This window comes from Chromohalobacter sp. HP20-39 (assembly GCF_033052815.1).
In the GTDB taxonomy this organism is placed as follows: Bacteria; Pseudomonadota; Gammaproteobacteria; order Pseudomonadales; family Halomonadaceae; genus Chromohalobacter.
Genome location: NZ_JAWHTP010000002.1, coordinates 148512 through 174289 on the forward strand (window position 1 = coordinate 148512; position 25778 = coordinate 174289).

Annotated in this window: 22 protein-coding genes and 1 CRISPR repeat array (1 of these 23 only partly in view); of the genes, 15 read left to right on the forward strand and 7 right to left on the reverse strand. The window is 61.3% G+C overall.

The window, feature by feature from the left end:
- Positions 1–141: a CRISPR direct-repeat array (repeat unit 29 nt; unit sequence CGGTTTATCCCCGCGCCTGCGGGGAACGG) (it extends 2818 nt beyond the left edge of the window).
- A 362-nt stretch (positions 142–503) separates the two neighbouring features.
- Complete coding sequence (gene betT / locus RVY79_RS04200) at positions 504–2567, reverse strand: choline BCCT transporter BetT (RefSeq protein WP_317462775.1); 2064 nt, start codon at positions 2565–2567, stop codon at positions 504–506.
- A 514-nt stretch (positions 2568–3081) separates the two neighbouring features.
- On the opposite strand from betT, the gene RVY79_RS04205 reads away from it, so the two are divergent.
- The 7 genes from RVY79_RS04205 (at position 3082) to RVY79_RS04235 (ending at position 9541) form a co-directional block, all read left to right on the forward strand.
- A complete protein-coding gene (locus tag RVY79_RS04205; RefSeq protein ID WP_317462776.1) occupies positions 3082–4173 on the forward strand; it encodes a TRAP transporter substrate-binding protein in 1092 nt (363 codons plus the stop codon).
- 69 nt (positions 4174–4242) lie between these two features.
- Entirely contained in the window at positions 4243–4782 is a 540-nt protein-coding gene (locus tag RVY79_RS04210) for a TRAP transporter small permease (protein ID WP_317462777.1), read from the forward strand.
- A complete protein-coding gene (locus RVY79_RS04215; protein ID WP_317462778.1) occupies positions 4779–6038 on the forward strand; it encodes a TRAP transporter large permease in 1260 nt (419 codons plus the stop codon). The genes RVY79_RS04210 and RVY79_RS04215 overlap by 4 nt, the downstream gene beginning before the upstream one ends.
- A gap of 3 nt (positions 6039–6041) precedes the next feature.
- The gene (locus RVY79_RS04220) at positions 6042–6905 is read left to right on the forward strand and encodes a sugar phosphate isomerase/epimerase (RefSeq protein WP_317462779.1); all 864 of its coding nucleotides are present in this window, start codon (positions 6042–6044) and stop codon (positions 6903–6905) included.
- Entirely contained in the window at positions 6902–7660 is a 759-nt protein-coding gene (locus tag RVY79_RS04225) for an SDR family NAD(P)-dependent oxidoreductase (protein ID WP_411161697.1), read from the forward strand. The genes RVY79_RS04220 and RVY79_RS04225 overlap by 4 nt, the downstream gene beginning before the upstream one ends.
- A gap of 25 nt (positions 7661–7685) precedes the next feature.
- Entirely contained in the window at positions 7686–8540 is an 855-nt protein-coding gene (locus tag RVY79_RS04230) for a transketolase (RefSeq protein WP_317462780.1), read from the forward strand.
- Complete coding sequence (locus tag RVY79_RS04235; protein ID WP_317462781.1) at positions 8537–9541, forward strand: transketolase family protein; 1005 nt, start codon at positions 8537–8539, stop codon at positions 9539–9541. The genes RVY79_RS04230 and RVY79_RS04235 overlap by 4 nt, the downstream gene beginning before the upstream one ends.
- 109 nt (positions 9542–9650) lie before the next feature.
- On the opposite strand, the gene RVY79_RS04240 is transcribed toward RVY79_RS04235, so the two are convergent.
- Positions 9651–10355, reverse strand: coding sequence for a GntR family transcriptional regulator (locus RVY79_RS04240; protein ID WP_317462782.1), 705 nt, complete (start codon positions 10353–10355; stop codon positions 9651–9653).
- Positions 10356–10759: 404 nt separating this feature from the next.
- Here RVY79_RS04240 and RVY79_RS04245 point away from each other — a divergent pair, with 404 nt between their 5' ends.
- Genes RVY79_RS04245 through RVY79_RS04260 form a run of 4 tightly spaced genes read left to right on the forward strand, consistent with a single transcriptional unit; the run spans position 10760 to position 13575 of the window.
- Positions 10760–10900: a hypothetical protein gene (locus RVY79_RS04245; RefSeq protein ID WP_317462783.1), complete on the forward strand. Its 141-nt coding sequence runs from the start codon at positions 10760–10762 to the stop codon at positions 10898–10900.
- Positions 10897–11646 carry an ABC transporter ATP-binding protein gene (locus RVY79_RS04250; RefSeq protein ID WP_317462784.1) on the forward strand — a complete coding sequence of 250 codons (750 nt, stop codon included), beginning with the start codon at positions 10897–10899 and terminating at the stop codon, positions 11644–11646. The genes RVY79_RS04245 and RVY79_RS04250 overlap by 4 nt, the downstream gene beginning before the upstream one ends.
- Positions 11631–12545: a metal ABC transporter permease gene (locus RVY79_RS04255; protein ID WP_317462785.1), complete on the forward strand. Its 915-nt coding sequence runs from the start codon at positions 11631–11633 to the stop codon at positions 12543–12545. The genes RVY79_RS04250 and RVY79_RS04255 overlap by 16 nt, the downstream gene beginning before the upstream one ends.
- 46 nt (positions 12546–12591) lie before the next feature.
- Complete coding sequence (locus tag RVY79_RS04260) at positions 12592–13575, forward strand: metal ABC transporter substrate-binding protein (protein WP_317462786.1); 984 nt, start codon at positions 12592–12594, stop codon at positions 13573–13575.
- A 67-nt stretch (positions 13576–13642) separates the two neighbouring features.
- Here RVY79_RS04260 and RVY79_RS04265 read toward each other — a convergent pair whose 3' ends face one another.
- The 3 genes from RVY79_RS04265 to gloA form a co-directional block, all read right to left on the reverse strand.
- Entirely contained in the window at positions 13643–15298 is a 1656-nt protein-coding gene (locus RVY79_RS04265) for a glucan biosynthesis protein D (protein ID WP_317462787.1), read from the reverse strand.
- A 181-nt stretch (positions 15299–15479) separates the two neighbouring features.
- The gene (locus RVY79_RS04270; protein ID WP_317462788.1) at positions 15480–17645 is read right to left on the reverse strand and encodes an esterase-like activity of phytase family protein; all 2166 of its coding nucleotides are present in this window, start codon (positions 17643–17645) and stop codon (positions 15480–15482) included.
- 218 nt (positions 17646–17863) lie between these two features.
- Positions 17864–18397, reverse strand: coding sequence for a lactoylglutathione lyase (gene gloA / locus RVY79_RS04275; RefSeq protein ID WP_317462789.1), 534 nt, complete (start codon positions 18395–18397; stop codon positions 17864–17866).
- A gap of 225 nt (positions 18398–18622) precedes the next feature.
- Between gloA and RVY79_RS04280 the strand changes: the two genes are divergently transcribed.
- From RVY79_RS04280 to RVY79_RS04290, 3 genes are read left to right on the forward strand one after another with little or no spacing between them, the layout of a single operon-like run.
- Positions 18623–20722, forward strand: coding sequence for an FUSC family protein (locus RVY79_RS04280; protein ID WP_317462790.1), 2100 nt, complete (start codon positions 18623–18625; stop codon positions 20720–20722).
- Entirely contained in the window at positions 20712–20939 is a 228-nt protein-coding gene (locus tag RVY79_RS04285) for a DUF1656 domain-containing protein (protein ID WP_317462791.1), read from the forward strand. The genes RVY79_RS04280 and RVY79_RS04285 overlap by 11 nt, the downstream gene beginning before the upstream one ends.
- 4 nt (positions 20940–20943) lie before the next feature.
- Complete coding sequence (locus RVY79_RS04290; RefSeq protein ID WP_317462792.1) at positions 20944–21888, forward strand: efflux RND transporter periplasmic adaptor subunit; 945 nt, start codon at positions 20944–20946, stop codon at positions 21886–21888.
- Positions 21889–21937: 49 nt separating this feature from the next.
- On the opposite strand, the gene RVY79_RS04295 is transcribed toward RVY79_RS04290, so the two are convergent.
- Positions 21938–23272, reverse strand: a complete 1335-nt coding sequence (locus RVY79_RS04295; RefSeq protein ID WP_317462793.1) for an MFS transporter — start codon at positions 23270–23272, stop codon at positions 21938–21940.
- A 153-nt stretch (positions 23273–23425) separates the two neighbouring features.
- Between RVY79_RS04295 and nfsA the strand changes: the two genes are divergently transcribed.
- Entirely contained in the window at positions 23426–24157 is a 732-nt protein-coding gene (gene nfsA / locus RVY79_RS04300; RefSeq protein ID WP_317462794.1) for an oxygen-insensitive NADPH nitroreductase, read from the forward strand.
- A gap of 61 nt (positions 24158–24218) precedes the next feature.
- Here the strand turns inward: nfsA and RVY79_RS04305 are convergent, their stop codons facing one another.
- Complete coding sequence (locus RVY79_RS04305) at positions 24219–25574, reverse strand: PepSY domain-containing protein (RefSeq protein ID WP_317462795.1); 1356 nt, start codon at positions 25572–25574, stop codon at positions 24219–24221.
- Positions 25575–25778 lie beyond the last annotated feature (204 nt).

Below are 25778 nucleotides of genomic sequence, written 5' to 3' on the forward strand. Positions count from 1 at the left end.
CCGCGCCTGCGGGGAACGGCGGACAACGGACTGGCGCGACTTGGTGACCAACGGTTTATCCCCGCGCCTGCGGGGAACGGGTGATGATTAACTTGGGGTCCGGCGTCCGAACCGGTTTATCCCCGCGCCTGCGGGGAACGGACTAATTATAGTCAGTTGTTTATAAAGGATAAAATAGAACGGGATATCTCCACCAACGATATCGCCTATTTTTTGATCAGCGTGATTTGTTAAAGATCCATAAAAATCAAACAGTTGGCGTATAGCCAAAGACAGTGCACCAAGGCGTTTTCCGGCACACGTCGACTGGTTCATGAGTCTCAGAATAGAGCCTCTTATCTGCGATTGTTACGTTACCATCCTCTGAAGAAGGTTGCGTCCAGACGATTCTCGGCATTTGGTATTGTTCGCCTCTCCCACGCAAGAACCCCCGACCGCGTCGCGACCGGGGGCAAGCATCTTCATAACGAAGGTCGGCCGCCTAACGGCCGACCGGGTACGCCTTACGAAGGCGGCTGCTCCGGGCTGTCGGGCATGTTGATGTTGCCCGGCTCTATCCGGTTGAGGTGCAGGAACTGCATGTGCAGCTCGTACTGGTCGAGGATGTCGCCGATCACTTGATCGCGGGTGTAGCCCATCAGGTCGTAACCCTGGCTACCCTCGAGCAGATAGACCTCCAGCCGGTAGTAGCGCGAGTCGGCATGCGGCGCATGCATCGCGAACCCGGGCGTCGAGAAGCCCTGACTCCAGATCTGATAGGTGAAGTTCTGCTCGTCCTCGAAGTCGACGTTGAGCGACATGTAGTCGTCGCCGTTCTGCACGCCTTCGTGAATCTCGACAGACACGCCCTGCTCCTGCAAGGAGTCACGCACGGCTTCCATGGCCGGCTTGCAGGTCTCGTCCATGAAGCGCCGCGCTTGCTTCTTGCCCGGGAAGCTCATGGCACGCCGGAGGCGCTGTTGCCAGTTGCGCGAATCGCGTTCGCTGCCGCCACCGGTACGTCCAGAAAGCTGACCGGCCAGGCTCAGGCGCCGACTGTCTTCCTTGAAGGCCTCGAGTTTCAGTGCCTTGAGTAGCCCCGCCATCATGAAGAACAGCACGATCGAGAACGGCAACCCGGTGATCACCACCGCGCTCTGCAGCGTACTCAGGCCCCCGGCGAGCAATAGCGACAGGGTTAGAACACCAATCACCGCCGACCACAGAATACGCATCCAGATCGGCGCATCGCTGTTGACGTTCTTGAGCTTCGAGGTGAAGTTCGAGAGGACCAGCGCCCCGGAATCCCCGGAGGTAATGAAGAACACGATCGCCAGGATACTCACCGCAGCAGTGGTCAGGATCGGCATCGGATACGATTCGAGGAACAGGTAGATCCCCGCCGGCGGGTTGTTCATCACCTGCTGACCAAACTCGCTAGCACCGTTCATCGCCATGTCGATGGCACTGTTACCCAGCAACGACATCCACAGGAACATGAAGATGATGGGCAGCGTCATGGTGCCGAGCACGAAGGTGCGGATAGTACGGCCCCGCGAGATGCGCGCCAGGAACAGTCCGACGAACGGCCCCCAAGCGATCCACCAGGCCCAGAAGAACAGCGTCCAGCCGTTCAGCCAGCCGGTCGGCCGGTCGAAGGCATAGGTGTTGAACGATAGGCTGATGAAGTTGGACAGATAGTCGCCAACGTTCATCACCAGCGCGTTGAGCAGGAAGATCGTCTTGCCGGCGAACAGCACGAACAGCAGCAGCAAGACCGCCAGCAGGATATTGAACTCAGAAAGACGCCGGATGCCGCGCTCCACCCCGGTTACCGCAGAGATGGTCGCGAACAGCACGATCCCCAGTACTAGCACCACCTGCGTCCAGGTGCCTTTGGGAATGCCGAACATGTAGTCCAGGCCGAAGTTGAGCTGAATGACCCCGATTCCCAAACTTGCGGCAATGCCGAACACCGTACCCAGCACGGCGGCGGTATCGACCACATGGCCGATCATGCCGTAGATCCTGTCGCCAAAGATCGGGTAGAGCGCACTGCGGATGGTCAGCGGCAGGTTGTGCCGGTAGCTAAAGAAAGCCAGCGCCATGCCCACCAAGGTGTAGATGCCCCAGCCGGACAGGCCCCAGTGCAGGAAGGTCAGCTCCATGGCATGGCGAGCTGCAGCGACCTGATCCTCGGGCGCGTTGGGCGCGTTGTAGAACTGCGTTAGTGGCTCGGCCAGGGCGAAGAAAATCACGCCGATACCGATCCCGGCGGAGAACAGCATCGCCGACCACGAGAAGATATTGAAGTCGGGGCGCGAATGCTCGGGCCCCAGGCGGATACTGCCGTAGCGAGACAGTCCCAGGTAGATCACGAAGACCAGGTAGATCACCACCGTCAGGAAGTAGTACCAACCGAAGGTATTAGAGATCCAGCCGAGGATGGCATTGATGACCGAGTTGGCCTGGTCGGTGGCGAGCATCGCCCACAGTGAGAAGGCGACGATGCCGACCACCGAGCTATAGAACACCGGCCCATTGAGGCGGTCGCGTGGCGGCGCCTCGTTGTTGGATTGTGTCGTCATAGAAATTCCTGATCTGGTTCAGGCAAGGTTTGCGTTCACGGCAGCAGGCGCACGACTCGGCACGCCGCTTTTACTAGCTTAGAAGCAATACGTAAAAGTACCGTTTATTGAACAGGCGTATTAAGAAAACAATTCTTTATGCCTCAGTCAAGCCTTGTGCCGAGTACCCAGCAAACCGAACTCGGAAATCGCGAACCCCTGCAGCAATTGTTTTATTAATGAAAAATTCATTTACAGTCTCTTGTGATCGCCTTCTCATCACTGGAAATCAATACATCATGAGTACCGTGAAGAAGAACCCTGCCTAGCCCTACTCTGCTCAGTGCCCGGTCATGCGCCTTTAGTCTACAACCTTGCCACATCTTCAAATAAGTATCTGAAAAATGAGAATTTATAAAGATCATCCTAAAGTTTAACAAGTCTCAATGTTGACTGTTAACAGTCAACCACCTTTATTGGGTCATGTGGGTTCTACATACCCCATAGAGCAATAAACGACCGCTTTAGGTAATCAATGAGCGGCTCACTCGAAGATGCACCGGTCACGAGGCAGCTAACAATTACGCACGATACCGGTGCTGGAAGGGAGGATAACGCCATGAGAGTTCAGAAATTCCTCACAACTGCCGCCTTGGGCGCGGTGCTGAGCACGCTGGCATTCCCTGCGGTCTCAGCGCAGACACTCGTGCTTGGTCACGGTGCTGCGCCGGGCAACCCGCGCACGCTGGCGGTCGAAAAGATGGCTTCGCTCACCAAGCAATACAGCGACGGCGAATTAACACTACAAACCCAGGGCTCAGAACAGCTTGGCTCCGACCTGCAGATGCTGCAGCAGCTGCAGACCGGTGCCTTGGACCTGAGCGCCAACAGCCAGGGCTCACTGGCCACCATGGTGCCCAAGGCTAATGTTTTCGGTTTACCGTTTTTATTCGATTCACCGGAAGCGGCCTGGCAAGTCGTCGATGGCCCCATCGGTGACGAGGTCGCCAAGCAGGCCGAAAAACGCGGGCTCAAGGTACTGGCTTGGTGGAGCAACGGCTTCCGTCAATTCACCAACAACGTACGCCCGATCAAAGTGCCGGAAGACATGCAAGGGCTGAAGATTCGTGCCCCTGAAGATGCGATGACTATCTCGATTCTTAAACAGCTGGGCGCCAACCCGACCCCCATGGCGTTCGGCGAGCTCTACGTTGCCCTCAAGCAAGGTACCGTGGACGGTCAGGAGAATCCGCTGGTCAACATCGTCTCTTCTCACCTCGACGAAGTGCAGAAATACCTATCGATGGCTGACTACAAATACGAGGTCACGCCCGTCGTCATCGGCCTTTCTACCTGGAACAAACTCTCCGAGGAGGAGCAGCAAGCCCTTTCCAAGGCCGCTAAAGAGGCCAGGACGTATGAACGCCAGACTCTCGTCAAGCAAAGCAAGGAGCTTCTCGACCAGCTCAAGCAGGAGCAGGGCATCAAGGTCAACAGCGTCGACACCTCGGCGTTCCGTGAGGCGACTCAGCCGGTATACACGCAGTGGCAGGACAAGCTAGGTGACATCGTCACCCAAGCTCAGAAGGCTGCCCAAAAAGCCAACCAGCAGACCAGTGCTCAATAAGGCTCCCTCGGCGGCACGCCTCGCGTGCCGCCGTGACCATCCGGCCGATGCTGGAGCGAGGAGATCATCATGTCTCGATTCAATCTAACCAAGCCGCTCAACTTGGTGCGGCGCTTGATCGACTGGCTGGCACGACTCGTCGTGCTGGCCACGACCATCAGCATCGGCCTGACGCTGATGGCCGGCGTAATCGTGCGTTATGTGCTGTCCAGTTCGCTCGCCTGGAGCGCCGAGCTACCGCTGATCCTATTTCCATGGCTGGTGATGGGAGGCATCGTCATGGCCGCCGTCCAGCATGAGCATCTAGGGGTCGACTACGTAGTCCGCCAACTGCCCGCCAAAGCTCAAAGAATCATATCCGTGGCGATGCAGGCGCTGATCGCCGTCACCATGGCGACCCTGATCGTACAGTCACAACCGCTCCTGCAATTCATGCAGTACCAGACGACGCCAGTACTCGGCTGGTCAGCAACCGTCGCTTTCTACAGCCTGCCCGCCGGTGCGTTGTGTCTCACTGTGCTCTCGGTTCTCGACGCCATTGAACTATGCCTTCCCAACGATGGGAACGGCACCAACCAACAGACCTCGGCCGGGGAGCTGCCATCATGACCCTCATCGCCTTGCCGGTCTTCATCCTGCTACTACTGCTATCGCTGCCGATCGGCTACACCTTACTAATCGCCAGTGGTGCAGGGCTGCTGTTCAGTGGCAGTTACCCGTTGAGTATTGCCGCACAGCGCTTCTTCGATTCGACCCAGAGCACACTGCTGCTGGCGATCCCCTTTTTCATACTTGCGGGCGAGCTGCTAATCGCCGGCACGCTCGGCCAACGCATTATCCATTTTGCCAGCTTGCTGGTCGGCCGCGTGCGTGGGGCACTAGGACAAGTCAGCGTCGTGACTTCCATGCTTTTCGCCGGTGTCTCTGGCTCGGCGGTTGCCGATGCCTCGGCGCTAGGGTCGGTGTTGATCCCTTGGCAAAAGCGCGAAGGTTATCCTGGCCCATTCGCGGCCGCGGTCAACTCGGCCAGTTCGGTCATCGGTGTGATTATTCCGCCCTCCATCCCGTTGATCATCTACTCGAGCGTCTCTCAGGTTTCGGTCGGCGCCCTGTTCCTCGCGGGCGTCGTGCCCGGTCTGATGTTCGGGCTCGCCAGCATCGCTGCGGTCTATCTGATTGCCCGACGCGGCAACTTTCCCAAACAGGAGACCCGCTTCGATCTACGGCTAATCGCTCGCGAATTCGTCACCTCGCTTCCCGCATTACTGATGCCGGTACTGATCCTGGGCGCGATCATCGGGGGCATCGCAACCCCAACCGAAGTCAGTGTCATTGCGGTGTTCTACGCCCTCATCGTGCGTCTGTGTTATCGGGATCTGTCCTGGCGCTCGGTGATTGGCTCGATCTTCAGCGCCGGCCGCGCGACAGGTGCCGTCATGCTGCTGATCATGGCGTCATCGATCCTGGGCTGGATGCTGACCGTCGATCAGCTACCTGCTCGACTGAGCGCCTTCATTGAAGCCCAAGGGCTCGCCGATGTCTGGGTTATCGCCTTCATGAACGTGCTGATGTTGATCGTCGGCGCAGTGATCGACATGACGCCAGCCATTCTGCTGCTCGCACCGGTCTTGCTACCACTGGCCGATGCCATCGACATGAGCCTGGTCCAGCTCGGGATCATGATGGTACTCAACCTCGCGATCGGACTCTTCACGCCCCCCGTCGGCACCACCCTCTATATCTCGTCATCGATCGCTGGCGTACGTATCGAGGAAACCGCGCGGGCACTGGTGCCCTTCTATATCTTCGCCCTGATCGTACTGATCGTGGTCAGTTATGCCCCTGCCCTGATCATCGGAGCCTGATACATGACGCAACCAATTACCGTAAGCACTGCCGCCTTCGACGGCTATGAACTGCCCGAGATCTTGGCTTCGCTGGCGCGCTGCCATGTCAACGCCGTCGAGATCGCTTTTATCAAAGGTTACGTTAACGAGTTCACTGACGCCGACCTGCACACCGCCTACGCTCGGGAGATCGGAGCGGAGCTCACCCGTCACGGGCAGTACTGCCCGGTGTTCTCCGGCCATATCGACCTCGGTCTTGACGGGGCGCTATCCAGTTTCGCGGTGAGGGCCCGCTTCGCCGCCGAGCTGGGGGCAAGCCATCTCATCACCAACTCGGCCGCGCGCCAGAATGCGACCCGGTTTTTCGAACTGGCACCGGAAATGGCGGCAATTGCCCGCGATGCCGGCCTGCGGATCTGCCTGGAGAACCCAGGCGACGGCAGCGACAACCTGTTCAATGATGCGTCGGACATCACACCACTGCTGGAGCGGCTCGACCGCAATGTTTTCGGCATCAACTACGACCCCGGCAACGTGATCTCCCACCGCCCCGGACTTGACCCCGTCGAAGATGCCATGGCGGCCCTGTCCCAGGTGAGCCACCTACATCTCAAGGCCGTAACCCGCGATGCGACGGGCTACGCCTTCGGCGCACTCGGTACGGGCGATATCGACTATGTCCCGATCCTCGCCGCCGTCGCCGAACGCAGCCCAACACTGCCCTTTAGCTTGGAGTTGCCGTTCCGATTGCGGCGTGACGAACAGGCCCAGCCCCACAAGTTTCCAAGCCGGGTTCCACTCGCAGACATCGAGGAAGGAATTACCAGCTCCTTATCGTATGTCACTCATCACCTCAGTGGCCAAGCCACTTCAAAGGAGTTATGAACATGCTGCTCAAAGATAAAGTTTGCATCATCACCGGAGCTGCGAGTCCTCGTGGCATTGGTAAGGCCACGGCCCAGCTGTTTCATGAACATGGGGCTACTGTGGTCATCACTGACCTAGTGCAATCGGAGTGCGAGGAAACAGCTGCTTCCATTAGTGACGAACGCGTCATGGCCGTCGCATGCGACGTGACTGACAAGGCGTCGTGCGACGCGGCAGCGAAGCAGGTGTTCGATAAGCTGGGGCAGATCGACGTTTTGATCAACAACGCCGGGATAACCCAGCCACTGAAGACCCTGGAGATTACCCCGGAAAACTACGAGCAGGTCACCGACGTCAGCCTGCGCGGCATGCTGTACATGTCCCAGGCTGTGCTTCCCTACATGGTCGAACAACGCAGTGGCTCCATCGTCAACACTGCCTCCGTATCGGCGCAACGTGGCGGCGGCATCTTCGGTGGCCCGCACTATAGCGCGGCAAAGGCCGGCATGCTGGGGCTATCCAAAGCCATGGCACGCGAATTCGGCGGCTACAACATACGTATCAACTCGGTGAACCCAGGCCTGATACTCACCGATATCACCGGCGGCAAACTGACCGATGACATGCGCAAGAATATCCTCGCGACCATTCCGCTCAACCGTTTCGGCGAGGTTCAGGACGTTGCCAACACCTTCCTGTTTCTAGCCTCGGATCTCGCCAGTTATACCACCGGAGCCGCCCTCGACATTAATGGCGGCATGCACATGTATTAAGCCTTTAAGGGCACTCGGAGTCACCATGAAAACCGTAGAGCAATCCGAAGCGGCCAGCTCGAGCGAGTTGGCTGAACGCGCCTACCATCTCCGGCGGCACGCCCTACGCATGGGCCAAGTCCAGGGGCAAGGCTACATTGGCCAGGCGCTAGGCGTCTCAGACATATTGGCGGTAGCTTACTTCCATGCCATGTCCTACCGCCCGGCAGAGCCGAACTGGGAAGGGCGCGATCGCTTTTTACTGTCGATCGGCCACTATGCCATCGCCCTCTATGCAGCGCTGCTGGAGGCCGGCCTGGTCCCCATGGAGGAGCTCGAGACCTATGGCACTGACGACAGCCGGCTGCCGATGTCGGGTATGGCGCCTTATACACCCGGCATGGAAATTACCGGCGGCTCGCTAGGCCACGGCCTGGGCATTGCAGTCGGCATGGCCTTGGGACTGAAGCGCAAGTCGTCCGATGCCTTCGTCTACAACTTGCTTTCCGACGGTGAATTGAATGAAGGAGCTACCTGGGAAGGCGCGCTGTCAGCCGCTCATTGGCAGCTCGATAACCTGATCGCCGTGGTCGATTTCAATAACCAGCAAGCCGACGACGCCAGCACCAAGGTGCTGGGGCTCGAGCCTTTGGAAGATAAGTGGCGAGCCTTCGGCTGGCACGTTCAACGGGTCGACGGCAATGATATCGCCGCACTGACCACTGCTTTCGACAACGCACGCCTCCACGACGGCCCTGAACCGCGAGTGATCATCTGCAACACACTGATGGGCAAGGGAGTGCCGTTCTTGGAACAACGCGACAAGACCCACTTCATTCGCGTCGACGAGGGTGAATGGCAGCAGGCCCTCGATGTTCTGGCGCAAGGGAGAAACACATGAGCACCACTACTCAGGCCCCCAAGAAGAAGTTAACCACCTCGGCGATGATCGCCTCAATCGCCGAGGAAGGCCAAGCGACACGGAAGGCACCATTCGGCGATGCGCTCGTAGAACTCGGCCGCGAGCGTCAGGATATCATCGGCCTGAGCGCTGACTTGGCCAAGTATACGGATCTACATATTTTCGCCCAGGCCTATCCTGACCGGTTCTACCAAATGGGCATGGCCGAACAACTACTGATGGGCACGGCTGCCGGCCTGGCACGCGAAGGGTTCATGCCATTTGCAACTACCTATGCGGTCTTCGCCGCACGGCGTGCTTATGACTTCATCGCCATGGACATAGCCGAGGAGCGACTCAACGTTAAGATCGCCTGCGCGTTACCCGGACTAACCACCGGCTATGGTCCCAGTCACCAGGCGACTGATGACATCGCTATCTTCCGTGGCATGCCGAATATGACGATCATCGATCCCTGCGATGCGATCGATATCGACCAGGCGACCCGGGCCATCGCCGATTTCGACGGGCCGGTCTACATGCGTCTCCTGCGGGGCAACGTGCCGGTGGTTCTCGACGACTACGACTATCGCTTCGAGTTGGGCAAGGCCGCGCTCCTGCGTGACGGCAAAGATATTCTGGTCGTCTCCTCGGGATTCATGACCATGCGCGCCCTACAGGTCGCCGAACAACTTGCTGAAGATCACATTGATGTCGCAGTACTCCACAGCCCAACCATCAAACCGCTTGACGATGCCACCATCCTTGATGAGGTAGCTCGAGGAGACCGGCTGGTGGTCGTGGCGGAAAACCACTCAGTGGTCGGTGGGCTGGGCGAAGCCGTAGCCTCACTGCTGATGCACTCGTCGCTCAACCCGACCTTCAAGCAGATTGGACTGCCCGACGCCTTCCTTGATGCTGGCGCACTACCGACACTTCATGACCGCTATGGCATCTCGGTCGCAGCAATGGCGGAGCGCCTCAAAAGCTGGCTCAGATAGCGATACGGAACACCTCGCTAGCCCTAGATGGGCCTCCATTGCCCTGGCAAGTGCCAGGGCTTTTTTGTGTCTCGATAAGGCTGGGCTGGCAGGATTCGAGGGCAGACAATCAGTCGGCGTTCGAGGCCGCCTTGTCCAAGGTCGCGAAGGCGTCATGCAAGCGTCGGACGGCCTCGTCCATATGTTCGATGACCACGTTTTCCGCCTGGCGGGTATCGCCGGTCATGATGGCGTCGACGATCGTCATATGACGATCAGCGGACATGTTGCGCAAGGCCAGTTCCGTACCGGCATGCATGAACGTCATGCGAATCGGTCCCTCTAAATTCGACCATGTGCTGATCAGGGCCTGATTATCGGTCAGCTCGCAGAGGAGTCGATGGAAGGCCAGGTCAGCTTCGACCTGCGCCTGGAGGTCGCCTTCCGACTGATGCAGCCGCTCTGCCGCTTTCTTGAGCTTGGCGACCTTATCCTGACGTTCGGCATCCTCGCTGAGCGTGCGCGCCGCAAGGGCCTCGAGGGAAGCGCGTACACGATAGATGTCGGTGACTTCCTCCAGACTCACGGTACGTACGCTCAAGCGGCCACGCGGCCCGGCGACAACCAAGCCTTCCTGTTCCAGCCGACGCAACGCCTCGCGGAGCGTCCCACGGCTGACGCCGAAAGCCTCGGAGAGCTCGGTCTCGACCAAGTGTTCGCCGGCGGATAGCTGTCCCGAGGTAATCGCTGACCGTAGGGCGACTAAGCACTGTTCACGCAATGTCGTGCGCTCGAGACTCTTGAGCGAGAGACTGCCTCGCTGTGCCATGGCCATGATGTGCCACTCCTCGTTTATTTAGTGGTTGGGGATCACTCAAACAAATCGGTCTAAGCATTTGCCGATATCCCCAAGCAGTTCGAAACACGCAGCCTAGTAACCCAAATGGTTCAATACGGGAACCTAATGCTCATACCTGCCTAACCACACAAATGTTAACTGTCAACACGCAAGTATTGAAGAGCCACGAACAAAAGGAATGCTTAGATTTCTGAGCCGCAATCGACTAGAGCATTGAGGGCGAGCATGCGTCCTGGGGATAAATGCCTTCAAGTGCTATCAGCAATGTTGCTAGCCCGCTTCCTGCACGATAGGGAAAATGCATGTGTCGATGAATTAATCTCAGAGCTTGGCAAACGTTTTGTTATGTTATAACCTCCCCGGAATTTAAAGGAGTCGTCATGCCACATCGTCACCGCCCGGATGGGCCTTGTCATTTTTCATTGATGTCGATGGGCGCGGGGCGCCGCGTTCTGTTGACGCTGTTGCCGCTGGGGTTGCTGTGGTTGGCCGTGGCGTGGGCCATGGGAGCCTTTGCATGAGTCGCTTGAGCCTCGAGACGCTGACCCTGGCCCAAGGCGGACGGACGGTGCTGGAGAACATCAGCGGTACCTTCGAGGATGGCGCGATCACGGCGCTGGTGGGTGCCAATGGCGCGGGCAAGAGTACCTTGATCCAAGCCATCATGGGCTTGTTGCCACCACTCAGCGGAAAGGTCGATTGTGGCGTGCCCAAGGAACGTCGGGCGTGGTTGCCGCAGCAACTGGCGCTGGATTTGACCTTTCCGATGAGTGTCGAGGAACTGATGCTCAGTGGTTGTTGGCCCACGCACGGCACTTTCAAGCGCTACGGGCCGGCCGATTACCGGCGCATGCACAGCATCATGCAGCGCCTGGGCTTGAGCGGTCTGGCGCACCGCCCCTTGGGCGAGCTTTCCGGTGGGCAACGCCAGCGCGCCTTGCTCGGCCGCACGCTGATGCAAGAAGCGGAACTGCTGCTGCTCGACGAGCCGTTCGCCAACGTCGATACGCATACCGTGGAAATACTCTGCGACACCCTACGCGAGATGGCCAGCGCCGGCGCCACAGTGATCGTGGTCCTGCATGACATGGAACAGTTGGCGCAGTTGGCCGATTGCGTCTTGCTGCTGGCCGGCGGCCACGCCCAATGGGTCGAACCGGAAACGCTGCTCGAGCGGCATCATGCACCGGCGCGCCGCCACGCGCACACCCAAGCCCCCTTTATTTCCCTGAACCTGCCGGACATCCCGCCATGCTCGACCTACTGACCACGCTGGATGCGTGGCTCGTCGCCCCACTGACCGACTACGCCTTCATGCGCCGCGCCCTGGTCGGCGGCCTGGCACTGTCGTTGGCCGCGCCACCGCTGGGCGTATTCCTGATGCTGCGTGGTATGAGTCTGGTGGGTGACGCCATGGCTCATGCGGTGTTGCCCGGCGTGGCGCTGGGCTTCGTGCTGGCGGGTTTTTCGCTGCCGGCGATGAGCCTCGGCGGCCTGGTCGCAGGCTTGCTGGTCGCCGGGCTGGCGGGCAGCGTGTCGCGCATGACCGGCCATCGTGAAGACTCGGCGATGGCCAGTTTCTATCTGATTTCCCTGGCATTGGGGGTGATGCTGGTGTCGCTGCGCGGCAGCAGCGTCGATCTCACCCACGTGCTGTTCGGCTCGATTCTCGCCATCGACGACACCGCGCTATGGCTGATCGCCTCGGTGGCCAGTGCCACGCTGCTGGTCATGGCACTGATCTTTCGCGTGCTGGTGGTCGAATGCCTCGACCCGTTGTTCCTACGTGGCCAGGGCATTCGCGGCGGCCTGGTACATGGCGTCTTCCTGGGGCTGATGGTGCTCAACCTGACGGCCGGGTTTCAGACGCTGGGCACTCTGATGGCGGTGGGTCTGATGATGCTGCCCGCCACCACCGCGCGCTTCTGGTCGCAACGCCTCGAGGGCTTGATCGGCCTGGCGATTCTCATCGCCATGGTCTCGAGCACCGGCGGCCTGCTGGTCTCGTACCACCTGGGACTGCCCTCCGGGCCGTGCATCATCCTGGTCGCCGGCATGGCCTATCTCGCCTCGGCGCTGTGCGGTCGTCACGGCAGTCTGCTGGCACGCGTACGCCGGCGCGCCGCGCCACTGGAGACAGCCGAGAACACGTGCACGCCGTCATGAGCGCATAACGCCTGGCCGCCTTATTCACCGACAAGAGGAAACCTGCATGCCCAAGTCTTTGACGTTACTGCTTAGCGCCGCCGCCCTGACGCTTTCCAGCACGGCGCGTGCCGAGGCGCCGCTGGAGGTCGTCGCCAGCTTCAGTATTCTCGGCGACATGGTCGAGAACGTCGGCGGCGAGCATGTCGATGTCACTACCTTGGTCGGCCCGGATGGCGACGCCCATGTTTTCTCGCCCAGCCCCATCGATGCCCGCGCCGTGGGCGCGGCGGATCTATTCATCGTCAACGGCCTGCATTTCGAAGGCTGGCTGGACCGCTTGGTGGAAGCCAGCGGTTACGCAGGACCGGTCGTCGTCGCCAGCCGGGGCATCGATGCCCTGAGCTTCGACGAAGAGCGTACGGCACACGATCATGAGGGACACGGCCATCGCCACGACGATAGTCATGCCGGCCACGACCACGATCATAGTCACGGCGACAGTCATGCCGGCCACGATCATGGCCCGGAAGACCCGCACGCCTGGCAGGACCTGCAAAACGGCAAACAGTATGTGAAAAACATTCGCGACGCGCTCATCGAGGCCGATCCCGCGCATGCCGACGACTATCGCGATAATGCCGCTCAATACCTGGACGCTATCGACAGCCTGGATGGCGAGATTCACCAGCGAATCAGCGAGATCCCCAAGGCCAATCGCGTGCTGATAACCAACCACGATGCCTTCGGTTATTTCGCCAATGCCTACGGCCTGGACGTGCTCTCGCCAGTCGGGCTCTCCACCGCCGCACAGCCCAGCGCCGCCGACATGGCCAAGCTGATCCGGCAGATCCAGAAACGCGACGTCAAAGCACTATTTCTGGAAAACATGACCAATCCGGCGCTTCTCGAACAACTCTCTAACGAAACCGGCGTCGCCATCGGCGGCACGCTCTATGCCGGCGCCCTGGCCAGCGAAGGCGAAGCCAGCACCTACCTCGGCATGTTCAAGCACAACGTCGACGAGCTGACGCAAGCCCTCGACAACTGAACTCCCACCTCGGAAACGATAAAGGGCGGTGCCATGGCACTGCCCTTTTGCGTATCGTGAGGTCCGGTCAGGCATCCAACGGATGCGGCGGGTGCTCGCGCTGATCGGCAGGCGGCGGAAAGTACTGGTAAAGCCAGGTTTCACTCAGCGTTTCACCGTCGCCTTCGAGGACCATCCGCATATCGATGGGCTCGACCGAATCCTCCGTGGGATACCAGTCGAAGAGGACGCGAATACCCTCGAATTCCTCGACCTGGAAGATCTGAATCTCGCCCGTCTTGCCACCCGAGACCTCCAACTGCGCCATGATCGGTGGGCCGTTCTTGGCGATCTGCAAGATATCGCCGCCGATGTAATCCACCGCAAAGCGCCGCGCCCATTCCCGAGGATAGTGCTCGCCGGGCGCCCAGCCTTCGGGGAAGCCGCCCATGCCGCTACGTGTCTCGCGGATGCGCGCCAGCTCGGTGCGTACTGGCGGCCGCGCACTCCAGTACTGGCGGTATGCGAAGGTCAATGAATCTCCGGGAGTAATCGCCTCGTCGGGTTTCCAGAACGCGACCACGTTATCCATGGTCTCCCCCGTCGTGGGAATCTCCATTAACTGGATCTGGCCTTTGCCCCAGTCGCTGCGCGGCTCGATCCATAGACTGGGCCGCTCGTGATAATTGCCGATCACGTCTTCATAGGCCTCGAAATCACGCTCGGTCTGCAACAGACCGAAGCCTTTGGGCGAGTCGTCGGCAAAGGCGTTGTATTGCAGCTTCGGCGGATTGTTGAGCGGCCGGCACACCCATTCACCGTTGCCACGCCACATCGAGAGGCGGTCAGAGTCATGGATTTGCGGATGAATGGTGTCGCACATGCGGCGCTGGTGGGTGCCGCAACTGAACATGCTGGTCATCGGCGCGATACCCAGCTGCTCGATGGCTTCACGCGGGTAAAGATGCTTTTCGATATCTATCACCACACGTTCCGCCTCGCAGTGGATGACGAAGCGATAGGCCCCGGCGACCTTGGGGGAATCGAGCAAGGCATAAGCCGTGAAGGTGGTACTGTCCGGCGCCGGTGTCTCCAACCAGAAGCGGGTGTAAGTGGGAAATTCTTCCTTCGCCGACTCGGCAAAGGTATTGACCGCCAGACCGCGCGCCGAAATGCCGTATTGATAGGTGTCGTCCACCGCCCGGAAATAACTCGCGCCGAGGAAGGAGACGATGTCGCGCTCGGTCAGCGAGGGCGCCTTGAAGACACGGAACCCGGCAAACCCCAGCGTGTCTTGATTCTCGAGCTGCGAGGCATCAATGCCGGCCCCGTCATAATGAAACATCGCCGGATCGAAGTGGATCTCACGCGCGCGATGCGTATCGGGATCGAGCGCATACATCCGCACCGGCTGGTTGAACCCCATGCCGACGTGGAAGAACTGCACGTCGAGTTCGCCGTTCAGATCGTGCCACAGCGAGTGTTCGGCATCGTAGCCGATGGCGTTGTATTGCTGGGGCGTCAATGTCGCCAGGCTGGCGGGTAGGTCGCGCACATTGTTTTGATAGCTGGAGTTCGCCATTTCCTTGGCCAAGCCCTGCAGCCAGTCGAAGCTGAAAGGCTGTGCTTCACCATCGGCGATATCGGGCATGTCACGCGTCGCCGCCAGCAACGGCGCGGCGGGCAGTCCGTAAAAGGCCGCCAGGGCCAACGAGCGTTTGAGCAGGGTCCTGCGGTCCATCATGAGGCGTCCCTCTACCAAGAAAGTGGGCGTATCCTTGCCGAATACCTCCTCTCAGACGTTACCCGAGACGAACGGTTCCCGCATCAAACATCGCCTGGAGACACTCGATCTTGAAGACAGACAGCCTGCAGCAGGCGCTGCAGGCTGTCGTTGGCGGGCATCGACGTGCAAGACGCCGTCGCTACTTCAGCGGCACCGACCAGAAGAAGGTTTCGCCGCTGCTGTCGTCCACGCCGTCGTTGTCGGTGACCAGCCAGGCACGGTCCTGCTCGCTGATCGCCAGGCCTTCGACCTTGTCCACCACAAAGCCGTTGTAACTGGCCAGATCGGGGAGCAGGTCGCGCACGACATGCTTCTCGACCACCGGCAGCTCACCGCCCAGCGGCGCCGATTCCAGTCCGTCTAGAGCGACCCGCGTCAATTGCTTGACCCTGGCCTGAATGCCGATGCCGTTGTCGCGCTCGATCAGATAGAGGCTGCCGTCATGGGCAGTAATCTCGGAGAGGCCCACCCAGCCGTTGTCGGCGTTCGCCAGCGGATAGTGCACGGCGCGCCACTCGCCGCTGTCGAGGTCGTAACGCAGCAACTTGGCCATGCCCTCGGGGTCATCCTGCCAGGGGCGCTGCACCGCCAGCCACAGCTGATCCTCGACGCGCGTCACGCCTTCCAGCCCCCAGCGCTTCGCCTGCTTGGCAAGCGCCTCGGGCAGCGCGATCTCGCGTTCGATCGTGCCGTCTGAAGCGACATGATAGAGCATGTTGGCGCGCGCCTTGGCATTCCCTTCGGACGCGATCCAGTACCCCCCGCTGCCGTCGGCGGCAATGCCTTCCATGTCGAGCCCCTGGGCGGGCTGCCCATCACGGGTCACGGTCATCGCCGCGGTAACCCGTGCCGGCGACGCCGAGGGATCGAGGGTGAAGATACGCGGCTGAGCGCCGTAGAAGCTATCGCTGACCGCATGCAGGACCCCGTCGGTGGCCACCATGCCGGAGAGCGCACCCCAGCCGATCAGCTCGTCAGCGCCTGCCGAGGTCAGGGTGGGATAGACCGCGGGTGCCCGCTGATACTGATAGAGCATCACGTGGGCGCGGGGGCCGCCGTCCGCGACCAGATCGGTCTCGTTGGAGGTGGCCAGCAGGTCACGGCCGGGAATCGCCACCGCCCCTTCGGGAGAAATACCCGACGGCAGCACCTGGGTGAGCACGGGCTGGTTCGGGTTGCTGACGTCATAGACGCCCACCAGGGAACTGCGCTCGGAGAGCAGGAAGACATAGGGCGTGCCATCGAAGACGGCGAACTCCATCCCCTCCGGCTCACTCCCCTTGGCATCCGAGCGCCCTTCGGGGTAATGCCCCGCCTCGATGACCGCATGCTCGAACGCCGCGCCGGATTCATACACCAGGCGACCGCTTTGGTGGAAGATGCTCCAGCCCCGGGCACCGCCATCCATGTCGCCTTCGTTGGCGATGGCGAAGTGGTTCTTGTCGATCCACTGCAACGCATCCGGCTCGCGCAGGCGGTCGCGCTGCTCCTCGTTGAACATCAGCGCACCGTCTTCGCGGGCATCGATGCCCGCCAGATCCACGGCGCCGGCGTTGAAGTGCGAGACCACGCTCCCCTGACGATCGAGCACCGCAATGTGATTGTTCTCCTGCAGGGTAACGGCGATCTCGCCGGCGGCGTTGATATCCACGAACTCGGGCTCGGGATCCTCAGGCGCGGTCTCGGCAAGCCCCGTCACGTCGGCATAGCGCAGGCTGGCGCAATCGATCGCCTGCTGCCCGTTGATGTCCACCAGCGCCACGCTACCGCCGGGCATCTGGGGCACCCGACCGTCGCCCGCGTCTTCATCACGCTCGTTCTCGATGGCGATGGCCATGAAATCCTTGGAAGGGGCCGTCGCCGTGCTATCGGGCTGACCGCTCAGCGGGCAGGATACGAGCGTCTTGCCGCTGTCGATGTCTAGCGCCAGCAACTTCCCGGAAGGCTCGCTGTAAGAAGCGGACGTATTGACCGCGACATAGACGGTATCGCCGATCACCGATACGGCGGTGGGCTCACCACCCACCTCGATGTTGCCCAGCGGCTTGGGGTTGGCCGGATCGCTGATGTCGATGCGTCCGATCACGCCCAGCGGACTATCGGAATAGGCCAGCGTCATGCCATCGCCCGAGGCATCAATGATTTCGGCCGAGGTTTCACGCGTGCGGTCCTCGCCCTTCGCCATGTTATCGACAGTCGCGAAGCTGGCGATACGATTGAAGTGCTTATCCGCCGCGCCGGCCGCCTGTGTCGCGGCCAGCATCACCGCCAGCCCCAACAGGGCGGGTGTGCGTTTGAGTGTCATGATGGTGTCGTCCCCTTTGCCAAGCGCGAGAAATTTCCGTTGGTGTCATGAAATTTCCTATACCCGATTAGCCATCCAACGCCCATACGATGTCAGGCGTATGACACACAAAAGAAAGACGCCCGACAGGTATCGCCTGCCGGGCGCCGAGGGCGGGTCGCCCCTACGATGCCCGATGCGCCGGCATCGGACTTTCAGGGGGTAGATGATCGCGTGACTTACTGCCCCAGGCCCTTGGAAAGCTCGGGCTGGACGACTTCGATCCAGTAGCCGTCGGGGTCCTTGACGAAGGCGACGTCCTTCATCTTGCCGTCGTCCGGGCGCTTCTTGAACTCAACGTGGTTGGTGTCGAACCAGGCCACCGCAACGGAAAGATCCGGCACCGAGAAACAGATATGCCCGAACCCCTGCGGCTCGGCATTGCCGTCATGGTAGGCAAAGCCTTCCTGGTCTTCGGTGCCCCAGTTGTGGGTCAGCTCGAGAATACCCTTCTGCGCGAAGGTGTAGGCGTTGCGCTCGGCCGGATCCTCCGGCACGGCGTCGTCATCGCCGAGGTTGGCGAGAAAATAGAGCGTGAATTGCATTTCCGGAAAGTCGAGCTTGCGCAGCACGCGCATGCCGAAAACCCGCGAATAGAAGGCCAGCGAACGCTCGGGGTCTTTCACCCGCAGCATGGTGTGATTGAAACGAAAGCCCCGCGTCTCGTTCGGCGGCGTTTCGACGCCGGGGTGTTGCTCGCCCTGAAAACTCATCCTGCGTTCTCCTTTTCTATCACGGCTGTCACTGCACATATCACTAAAGAGTATCTCTCCAAAGTGAGGGCGACGCCGCAAAATTCCAGGGGCCAAACCGTTCGGCCCGGCGAGATTGGCGGTGAGGTTAGACAAATGTCGCACGGACTGGGATAATTCGCAGACTAATATTTATCTTGCTTTTTCCCTGATGCTCCGGCCATGCGGTCGGGGCCGGATGACGTTATGCTGCGCATTTCCACCGATCATTGGTTATTGGCACTACGCACCGTGCTGGCTGTCTGGCTAGCACTGTTCCTCGCCTTGCGCCTCGACTTGTACCAGCCCGCCTGGGCCATTCTCGCGGTGATGATCGTCACCCTCCAGCCGGTGATGTTCACCGGCGGCACGCCGCCCATCGGCATCATCATCGGGCGCGGCGTGGCACGCTTCTTCGGCACCCTGTTCGGCGCCATTGCCGGGCTGGTGCTGATCGCCCTGTTCGGTCAGCAGCCGATGCTGTATCTGCTGTTCGCCGGTGCCTGGCTGGCGTTCTGCATGTATTGGGTGATGCTCGAGCAGGACGAGTATCTGGGCTACGTGATGATGCTCAGCGGCTATACCGCCACGCTGGTCTCGCTGACCGCCATCGGCACGGGGGTCGATGGCATCTGGACCATCGCGCTGGGGCGTTTCACGGAAACTGCGCTGGGCATCGGCTGCGGCGTCTTGATGCACCTGCTCATCGCCCCGCGCTTCGGAAGCCGGGCCCTCCCCGAGGCGCTCTCGGGGTTTCTGAAAAACGCCGCCGAGGAAACCCTCGCGGCCCTGGACAGCCCACGCCCCCGCGCGACGCAGAACGCACGTCTCAAGGCGCTGCTCGGCGATTATCAACAGTTCGAGAAGCTGCGCGGTCTCACCCGGTTGGAAACGCGGCGCCTGAGCCGCTTCATCCCGGCGCTGGACCGCTTCGCCAGTGACAGCCTGGCGTTGATCACCGCCATCCGCGAGCTGGAAACCGCCATCGACTACCTTCGCGCGTGCGAGGACGGTGAGCGCTGGCTGGCGCAATTGAACGCGCATGCCGCGCCGCTGCTGACCACGATTGCCGAGCAACCGGCCGGCGAGCCGCTGGAAAAGCTGACGCTGCCGGACTTCGAGTGGGACGCCGACCAGGTGAGCCCTCGCAGCCGCGTGCGCGCCGAACTGGTACGCCAGCGCCTCGGGGAAGTCCTCGGCCTGCTCCAGCACGGCCGACGCCTGCGTCATGCCCTGAACGAACCGTCCTCAGATAGAGTGCATACCCTGCCGCGCGAAAAGCGCACCCGTACCACGCACAACGAGCACTTCGTGGCCCGCTTCAATGCCCTGCGCGTATTCATAGCCTTCGAATTGCTGGGCCTGTTCTGGGTTCACAGCGGCTGGCATTCCGGCTACCTGGCGATGATGCTGCTGGGCGTGTTCACCATGTTGTTCGCCAAGGCGCCCAACCCCGCTGCCGTGGTCTATCAGTTTCTCTGGGGCACGCTCGCCGCCGTCACGCTAGGGGGCGTGTTGCTGTTTTTGGTCTTACCGGTCATCAACGGATTCCCGCTACTGGCTATCGCCATCGGCATCCCAGTCATGATCGGCACGCTGCTGACGCCGCGCCCCCGCTGGGCGGCCATGGGGCTCTCCGGCGCCATCACGCTGATGACGCTGCTGAATCTGCACAGCACTTACACCTTCTCGCCGACGACCTACATCAACGGCGGGCTCGCCTCGGTACTCGGCACCACCACGGCGATGTTCACCTATGCACTGATGCGGCAACGCTCCCCCGCCGAGCGTATCCGCACGCTGCTCGGCGCCTACTGGCAAGGTGTGGCGCGTTTGATGCGCGAGCCCGCATTGCCCAACCGGGCGCGTCTGGAAAGTCGCCTTTACGACCGCCTGGGGCGCATCGTTGCTTTAGGCGGCACGGATGACACGCTGCGAGAGGCGCTCGATCTTCACGCCCTGGCGTTGTGCGTCTGGCGCATTCGGCGACTACGCGAGGAACTGGCGCCGCACCGCCAGGAACTCGAGGCCTGGCTGGACGACATCGGCCAACGCCTGGTGGCACGTCGGCATCACTCGCCCGAGGTCTGGCGCCAACTGTCCGACCAGGCCCGCGAATGGGTCGACCGCTTTTATCACGAGCCCCGGCTATCCGTGGCCACGGCGGGAGAAATCGCTATGTTGGGACATCTCATGCGCGAGGCGCCCGGCGTCACGCTGGAGGCCCGCGCCGACGACAATGCCCAGGCCGCACCGCGTGAACGGCAAGCAACACCGCCTCGACAGGAGACGCCGCATGTTCGCTGAATGGGCATTTCTCGGTTTCCTGGTGCCACCGCTGGCCGTCCCCGTGCTCGTCGCGCTGGGCCTTTATCTACTGCTGCGGCGGGTGTTCACGCGTCTCGGCGTCTACCACTGGTTCTGGCAACCGGTGCTCGTGGACATCGCCCTCTACGCCCTACTGCTGTGGTCGGTACTCGCCCTGACCGGCGCCTTGCCGATCGCCCACCCACAAGAAGGATGACGCCATGACGCTCTCCCCGCACGCGCGCAAGGTCGTGCGCCCGCTGCTGACGCTGGCGATGCTCGCCATCGCCGTGGTCGCCATTGCGCAGATCTGGAACCACTATATGCACGATCCCTGGACGCGCGACGGCCGCGTGCGGGCCGATGTCATCAACCTCGGCACTGACGTCGCAGGCTTGGTCGAGAATCTTCAGGTCGAAAGCAACGACTACGTCGAGGCCGGCGACGTGCTGTTCACCATCGACAAGAAGCGCTACGCGCTGGCGCTGGCCGAGGCAAAGGCCAACCTCAACAACCTCGAACAGCAGCGCGCGGAGGCCAAGGCCGCCAACGCTCGGCGCCAGAAGCTCGGCGACTACGCCTCGCAGGAGGACCGCGACGACGCACGCTTCGCCTATTCCAGCGCCCAGGCCCAAGTCGAACAGGCCCAGGTCGCGGTCGAACAAGCCAAGCTCGATCTCGAACGCGCCACCGTACGCGCCCCGGTCGACGGCTATGTGACTAACCTGCTGCTGCACCCCGGCGAATACGTCTCGGTCGGCGAGAACGTGCTGACGTTAATCGACGCGAAGAGTTTTTATGTACTCGGCTACTTCGAGGAAACCAAGCTCGACGCCATTAACGTCGGCGCGCCGGTACGCATCCAACTCCTGGCCGCCAACGTCCCGCTGTGGGGGCATGTCGATAGCATTGCGCACGGTATCTCCGACAAGAGCCTCGACAGCCAAGGCAACGGGCTAGCGAATGTCAGTACCTCCTTCGACTGGGTACGACTCTCGCAGCGCATCCCCGTGCGCATCGCCCTCGACGACGTCCCCGACGACGTTCAACTCTCGGCCGGCCTCACCGCCACGGTCTATCTCAACGACACGCGTAACGAACACCGGGCAGCCTCGGACTGGCAACGCAGCCTCACGCGCTGGTGGGAATCGCTGATCAGTATTTGAGCCCGTGTCGCCCCGGTCGTGGGTCTATACCCTAATTGGGGCGACGCGCTCATCGCCCCGCCAATGTTTCATCCTCGACTCCCGGTTCCGCCTCCATTTCCAGCGCCAGTTCCAGTTGCCCTTCTTCCTGAGCGGCTTCTTCCGTCCAGGCCGTGCCCAGAGGTGTGGTGTCGGAGGCAACCATCACGTAGTGACCCTGCTCGGGCGATTCGCTAGTCGGGTAATAACGAATGCAGTAAAGCCCGAACAACACCATGATGATGTGCATGACGGCCAGGTCCCACAGGAAACCATCCGGCCCCAGCCATTCCATCAACACCCCGGCGCTGGCCGGCCCCAGGATGGCGCCGATGCCCAACGCCAGGACGAGACTCGCGCTGGCCGCCACGGTCTGCTGGTCGGTGAGGAAGTCGTTGGCACAGGCCAGGAAGATCGAGTAGAGCGTAAGCGTCGTCGCACCCAGCAACGCCCCGAGCAGTGTCAATGCCATCGGCGACCAACCGCTGACGAGTGCGCCGACCAGCGCCAGCAGCACCGCGACCAGCGCGACGCCGACGATCACCCACTGCCGGTCGGCCTTGTCGGAAAGCTTGCCCAGCGGCCACTGCAATATCGCGCCACCGAAGATGAACGCGCCCATGAAGACCGACACCTGCGCGACACTCAAGCCACTGTTGGTGGCGAATACGGCCCCCATGCCAAAAACCGCGCCATTGGTGATGCCGGTCATGAAACAGCCCACCGTACCCAACGGCGAGAGCCGATACAGCGTGCGCAGGCTCATCGCCTCGGGCTGGCTGAGCTCGGGCTGAGGCGTGTAGCTGATCAAGATCGGCACCAGGGAGAGCGAGACCAGAATCGACACCAGCAGAAACAGCGCCATGCCCGAAGGGTCGGCGCTGCCGAGTAGCAGTTGCCCACCGCCCATGCCGAGGTAACTGATCACCATATAGATCGCCAGCAGGCGCCCGCGCAGGCGGTTGGAGGCGTAGCCGTTCAGCCAGCTTTCAGCGACGACATAAAGCCCGGCATAGGTGAATCCGGTGACGAAGCGCATGGCCGCCCAGACCATCGGCTCGACGAACAAGGCGTGAATCAGAATCGCCACCGAGGTGATCGACGCCAGTGCCGCAAAGACCCGCACATGCCCGACTTCGCGCAGCTTGCGTGGCGTCAGCACCGAGCCGACCAGAAAACCCACGAAGTAGGACGACATCACCAGTCCCGTAACCGTGTTGCCGAAATCCGCCGCCGAGGCCCGCACCCCAAGCAGTGAGCCCTGCAGGCCATTGCCCATCATCAAAAGCCCTACGCCGAGCAATAGCGTCCACAGGCTCCAGGCAGCGGACAAGGTGGTAGGGCGGCGAGCAGTAGTAGCATTCATCGTGTCGATCCATGGCCGGTGAGAACAACATCACTCTCTCAGGATAATCCCCCTTGTTGGCGGGGAACATGGCGTAGCCATTCCCGGTTGAGCGAGGATGAGGAAATGAGTACACTAATTAGCAAACTAACTAAATCACCCGCGCGAGGTTGCATGAATCCCGTCATCGAATTGCTCAATAAGCATCGCTCTATCCGTCGTTTCACTGAACGCAAGATTCCCGATGAGTTGCTGCGGGAACTCATCCAGGCCGGTCAAAGCGCCGCGACCTCGAGCCATGTGCAGGCCTACAGCGTCATTCACGTGAAGGACTCGGCCAATCGCGAGGCCATCGCCGGCTTGGCTGGCGGACAGGACTACATCGCCACCTGTTCCGACTTCCTGGTGTTCTGCGCCGACATGAAGCGTCCCGCCGAGGCCGCCGAGCGCGCCGGCGCCGACGCCACCCGTGGCATGACCGAGCAACTGCTGGTCGCCAGCGTGGACGCCGCGCTCATGGCGCAGAACGTCGTCGTGGCCGCTGAGTCCGAAGGGCTGGGTATCTGCTATATTGGCGGGATTCGCAACAACCCCCAAGCTGTGAGCGACCTGCTGCACCTGCCCGATCACGTCTACCCGGTCTTCGGCCTGTGCCTCGGCTATCCGGATCAGAACCCGGAGGTCAAACCCCGTCTCCCGGTCGAGGCCATCCTCAAGGAAGACTACTACCGTGACGACCAGGCCCAGGTCGAGACCTTCGACGCCACCATGCGCGACTATTATCAAGCGCGCGGCAGCGCGCAGAAGGACACCACCTGGTCGCAGAATCTCACCCCGCTGTTCGAGCACAAAGTGCGCCCGCACATGCGCGACTTCCTCGTCTCGCGCGGTTTCGAGATGAAGTGAAGTAAACAGTCGCGCCCGCCCTGGCGTGACGCGGGCGCGACTCATATTGGCGGGCGCCCGGCTAGGCGGCCGCGACCGCACCCCGGGCGCTGAACCGACGCACCAGTGCATCGACCACCGCCATGACGATCATCGAGGCACCGACCAGCGGGAAAAGCACGCCACCGATGGCGAGCAACGCCAGCACGCCGCGCAGTCGGCGGGGGTCCTTGGGTTCAGGGGGAATTCCCAGCTTGCCGTTCGGCCGGCGCTTCCACCACATCACGCCCGACGAGACGCACAGCAGCACGATCCCCGCGCAAGCCAGCGCCAGAATCAGCTGATTGGCGAGTCCGTACTGCTGGCCCAAATGAACGTTGATGCCCCACTCTAGCGACTTGCCCAGCGGGCCGTAGTCGGTGTAATTCATGTCTAGAAGCGGCTCGCCGCTGTACTGATCCAGGTGCACGACGCGCTGCCGTGACAGGTCGTCTGGGTAGATCGAGCCGGTATAGACGCCTCTCGGGTCGCTCGGCAGGCTGACGGCATAGCCGGGAGCGAGTCCCAGTTCGTCGAACGTCCGTACCGCGCCGTTCAGGCCGATGCTCGGCGCGTCCGGGCGCCTGGGTGTCGATTCCGGCAACCGCGCCTGCTCCAGCGACCAGGTCGTCATCTCCCGCTCCGCCAGCCGCTCGTCGGAGACCGGCACGTTGACGCGCACCCCGTCCGGATAACCGAAATTGTGGCCGTTGGCGAGCTCGTTGACCTTGCTACCCCAGACCGTTGTCCAGGGCATGCCGGTCACGGCGAGAAAGAGAATGAAGCCAGCCACGAAGAGCCCGGTAACGGCGTGAAGATCCCGCCAGAAGCGCCGCTTCGCCGGGGTCGCGCGTACCGTCATCACGCCCCCGCGCCGTCCGCGTGGCCACCACAAGTAAAGCCCGGTCAGCACCAGCAGGATCGACCAGCCGCCGACGATCTCGATGATCATGCTTGCCGTCTCGCCGAAGTAATTGAGGCTGTGGATAGACCGCACGATCCACATCACGCTGCCGTGATAGGGGATCGTACCGGTGACTTCGCCGGTGTAAGGGTCGACGTAGACGGCTTGCTTGCCGTCGGCGGTGGTGATGTCCACCTCCGCGGCGAGATTGGGTGCCGCCGGCGGTACGTAGCGGAATGCCTTGCCGGGATGCGCCGCCACGGCGGCATCGAGCTGTTGCTGCGGCGCCACCGTGGGCGACGACTGCGCCTCGACGCGCACGATGTCCGCATTGAGCCACTGGTCGATCTCATCCTTGAAGAGATACAGCCCACCGGTCACTGCCAGCGAGATCAGAAAGGGAATCGCGATGAGACCCGCGTAGAAATGCCACCGCCAGACCGCCCGATAAAGGTCGCTGGCATCACGTGAAGAACGAGACAAGAAAAAGGACATGGGCTCGACCGAGGGAGTGTCAGAGGCGTGCCATACTATCGCGACTCTCGCCCTAACACAGCCGGCCGAGCGCGCGACGCCACGGGTGTGCGCGAGGCCATGCATACGCGTCCGGGCCAGAGGCGGCCTGCGGCGCTATGAGGCGAGGCAGGGTGCGACAATCCGTCTCGTAGATCGCCCGAGCGCGGCGGCAGGTTATGATGA

Bases quoted from the DNA above. Each gene is read 5' to 3' on its own strand.
- betT (WP_317462775.1), bottom strand. From the start codon at position 2,567: ATGACGACACAATCCAACAACGAGGCGCCGCCACGCGACCGCCTCAAT.
- RVY79_RS04205 (WP_317462776.1), top strand. From the start codon at position 3,082: ATGAGCGGCTCACTCGAAGATGCACCGGTCACGAGGCAGCTAACAATT.
- RVY79_RS04210 (WP_317462777.1), top strand. From the start codon at position 4,243: ATGTCTCGATTCAATCTAACCAAGCCGCTCAACTTGGTGCGGCGCTTG.
- RVY79_RS04215 (WP_317462778.1), top strand. From the start codon at position 4,779: ATGACCCTCATCGCCTTGCCGGTCTTCATCCTGCTACTACTGCTATCG.
- RVY79_RS04220 (WP_317462779.1), top strand. From the start codon at position 6,042: ATGACGCAACCAATTACCGTAAGCACTGCCGCCTTCGACGGCTATGAA.
- RVY79_RS04225 (WP_411161697.1), top strand. From the start codon at position 6,902: ATGAACATGCTGCTCAAAGATAAAGTTTGCATCATCACCGGAGCTGCG.
- RVY79_RS04230 (WP_317462780.1), top strand. From the start codon at position 7,686: ATGAAAACCGTAGAGCAATCCGAAGCGGCCAGCTCGAGCGAGTTGGCT.
- RVY79_RS04235 (WP_317462781.1), top strand. From the start codon at position 8,537: ATGAGCACCACTACTCAGGCCCCCAAGAAGAAGTTAACCACCTCGGCG.
- RVY79_RS04240 (WP_317462782.1), bottom strand. From the start codon at position 10,355: ATGGCCATGGCACAGCGAGGCAGTCTCTCGCTCAAGAGTCTCGAGCGC.
- RVY79_RS04245 (WP_317462783.1), top strand. From the start codon at position 10,760: ATGCCACATCGTCACCGCCCGGATGGGCCTTGTCATTTTTCATTGATG.
- RVY79_RS04250 (WP_317462784.1), top strand. From the start codon at position 10,897: ATGAGTCGCTTGAGCCTCGAGACGCTGACCCTGGCCCAAGGCGGACGG.
- RVY79_RS04255 (WP_317462785.1), top strand. From the start codon at position 11,631: ATGCTCGACCTACTGACCACGCTGGATGCGTGGCTCGTCGCCCCACTG.
- RVY79_RS04260 (WP_317462786.1), top strand. From the start codon at position 12,592: ATGCCCAAGTCTTTGACGTTACTGCTTAGCGCCGCCGCCCTGACGCTT.
- RVY79_RS04265 (WP_317462787.1), bottom strand. From the start codon at position 15,298: ATGATGGACCGCAGGACCCTGCTCAAACGCTCGTTGGCCCTGGCGGCC.
- RVY79_RS04270 (WP_317462788.1), bottom strand. From the start codon at position 17,645: ATGACACTCAAACGCACACCCGCCCTGTTGGGGCTGGCGGTGATGCTG.
- gloA (WP_317462789.1), bottom strand. From the start codon at position 18,397: ATGAGTTTTCAGGGCGAGCAACACCCCGGCGTCGAAACGCCGCCGAAC.
- RVY79_RS04280 (WP_317462790.1), top strand. From the start codon at position 18,623: ATGCTGCGCATTTCCACCGATCATTGGTTATTGGCACTACGCACCGTG.
- RVY79_RS04285 (WP_317462791.1), top strand. From the start codon at position 20,712: ATGTTCGCTGAATGGGCATTTCTCGGTTTCCTGGTGCCACCGCTGGCC.
- RVY79_RS04290 (WP_317462792.1), top strand. From the start codon at position 20,944: ATGACGCTCTCCCCGCACGCGCGCAAGGTCGTGCGCCCGCTGCTGACG.
- RVY79_RS04295 (WP_317462793.1), bottom strand. From the start codon at position 23,272: ATGAATGCTACTACTGCTCGCCGCCCTACCACCTTGTCCGCTGCCTGG.
- nfsA (WP_317462794.1), top strand. From the start codon at position 23,426: ATGAATCCCGTCATCGAATTGCTCAATAAGCATCGCTCTATCCGTCGT.
- RVY79_RS04305 (WP_317462795.1), bottom strand. From the start codon at position 25,574: ATGTCCTTTTTCTTGTCTCGTTCTTCACGTGATGCCAGCGACCTTTAT.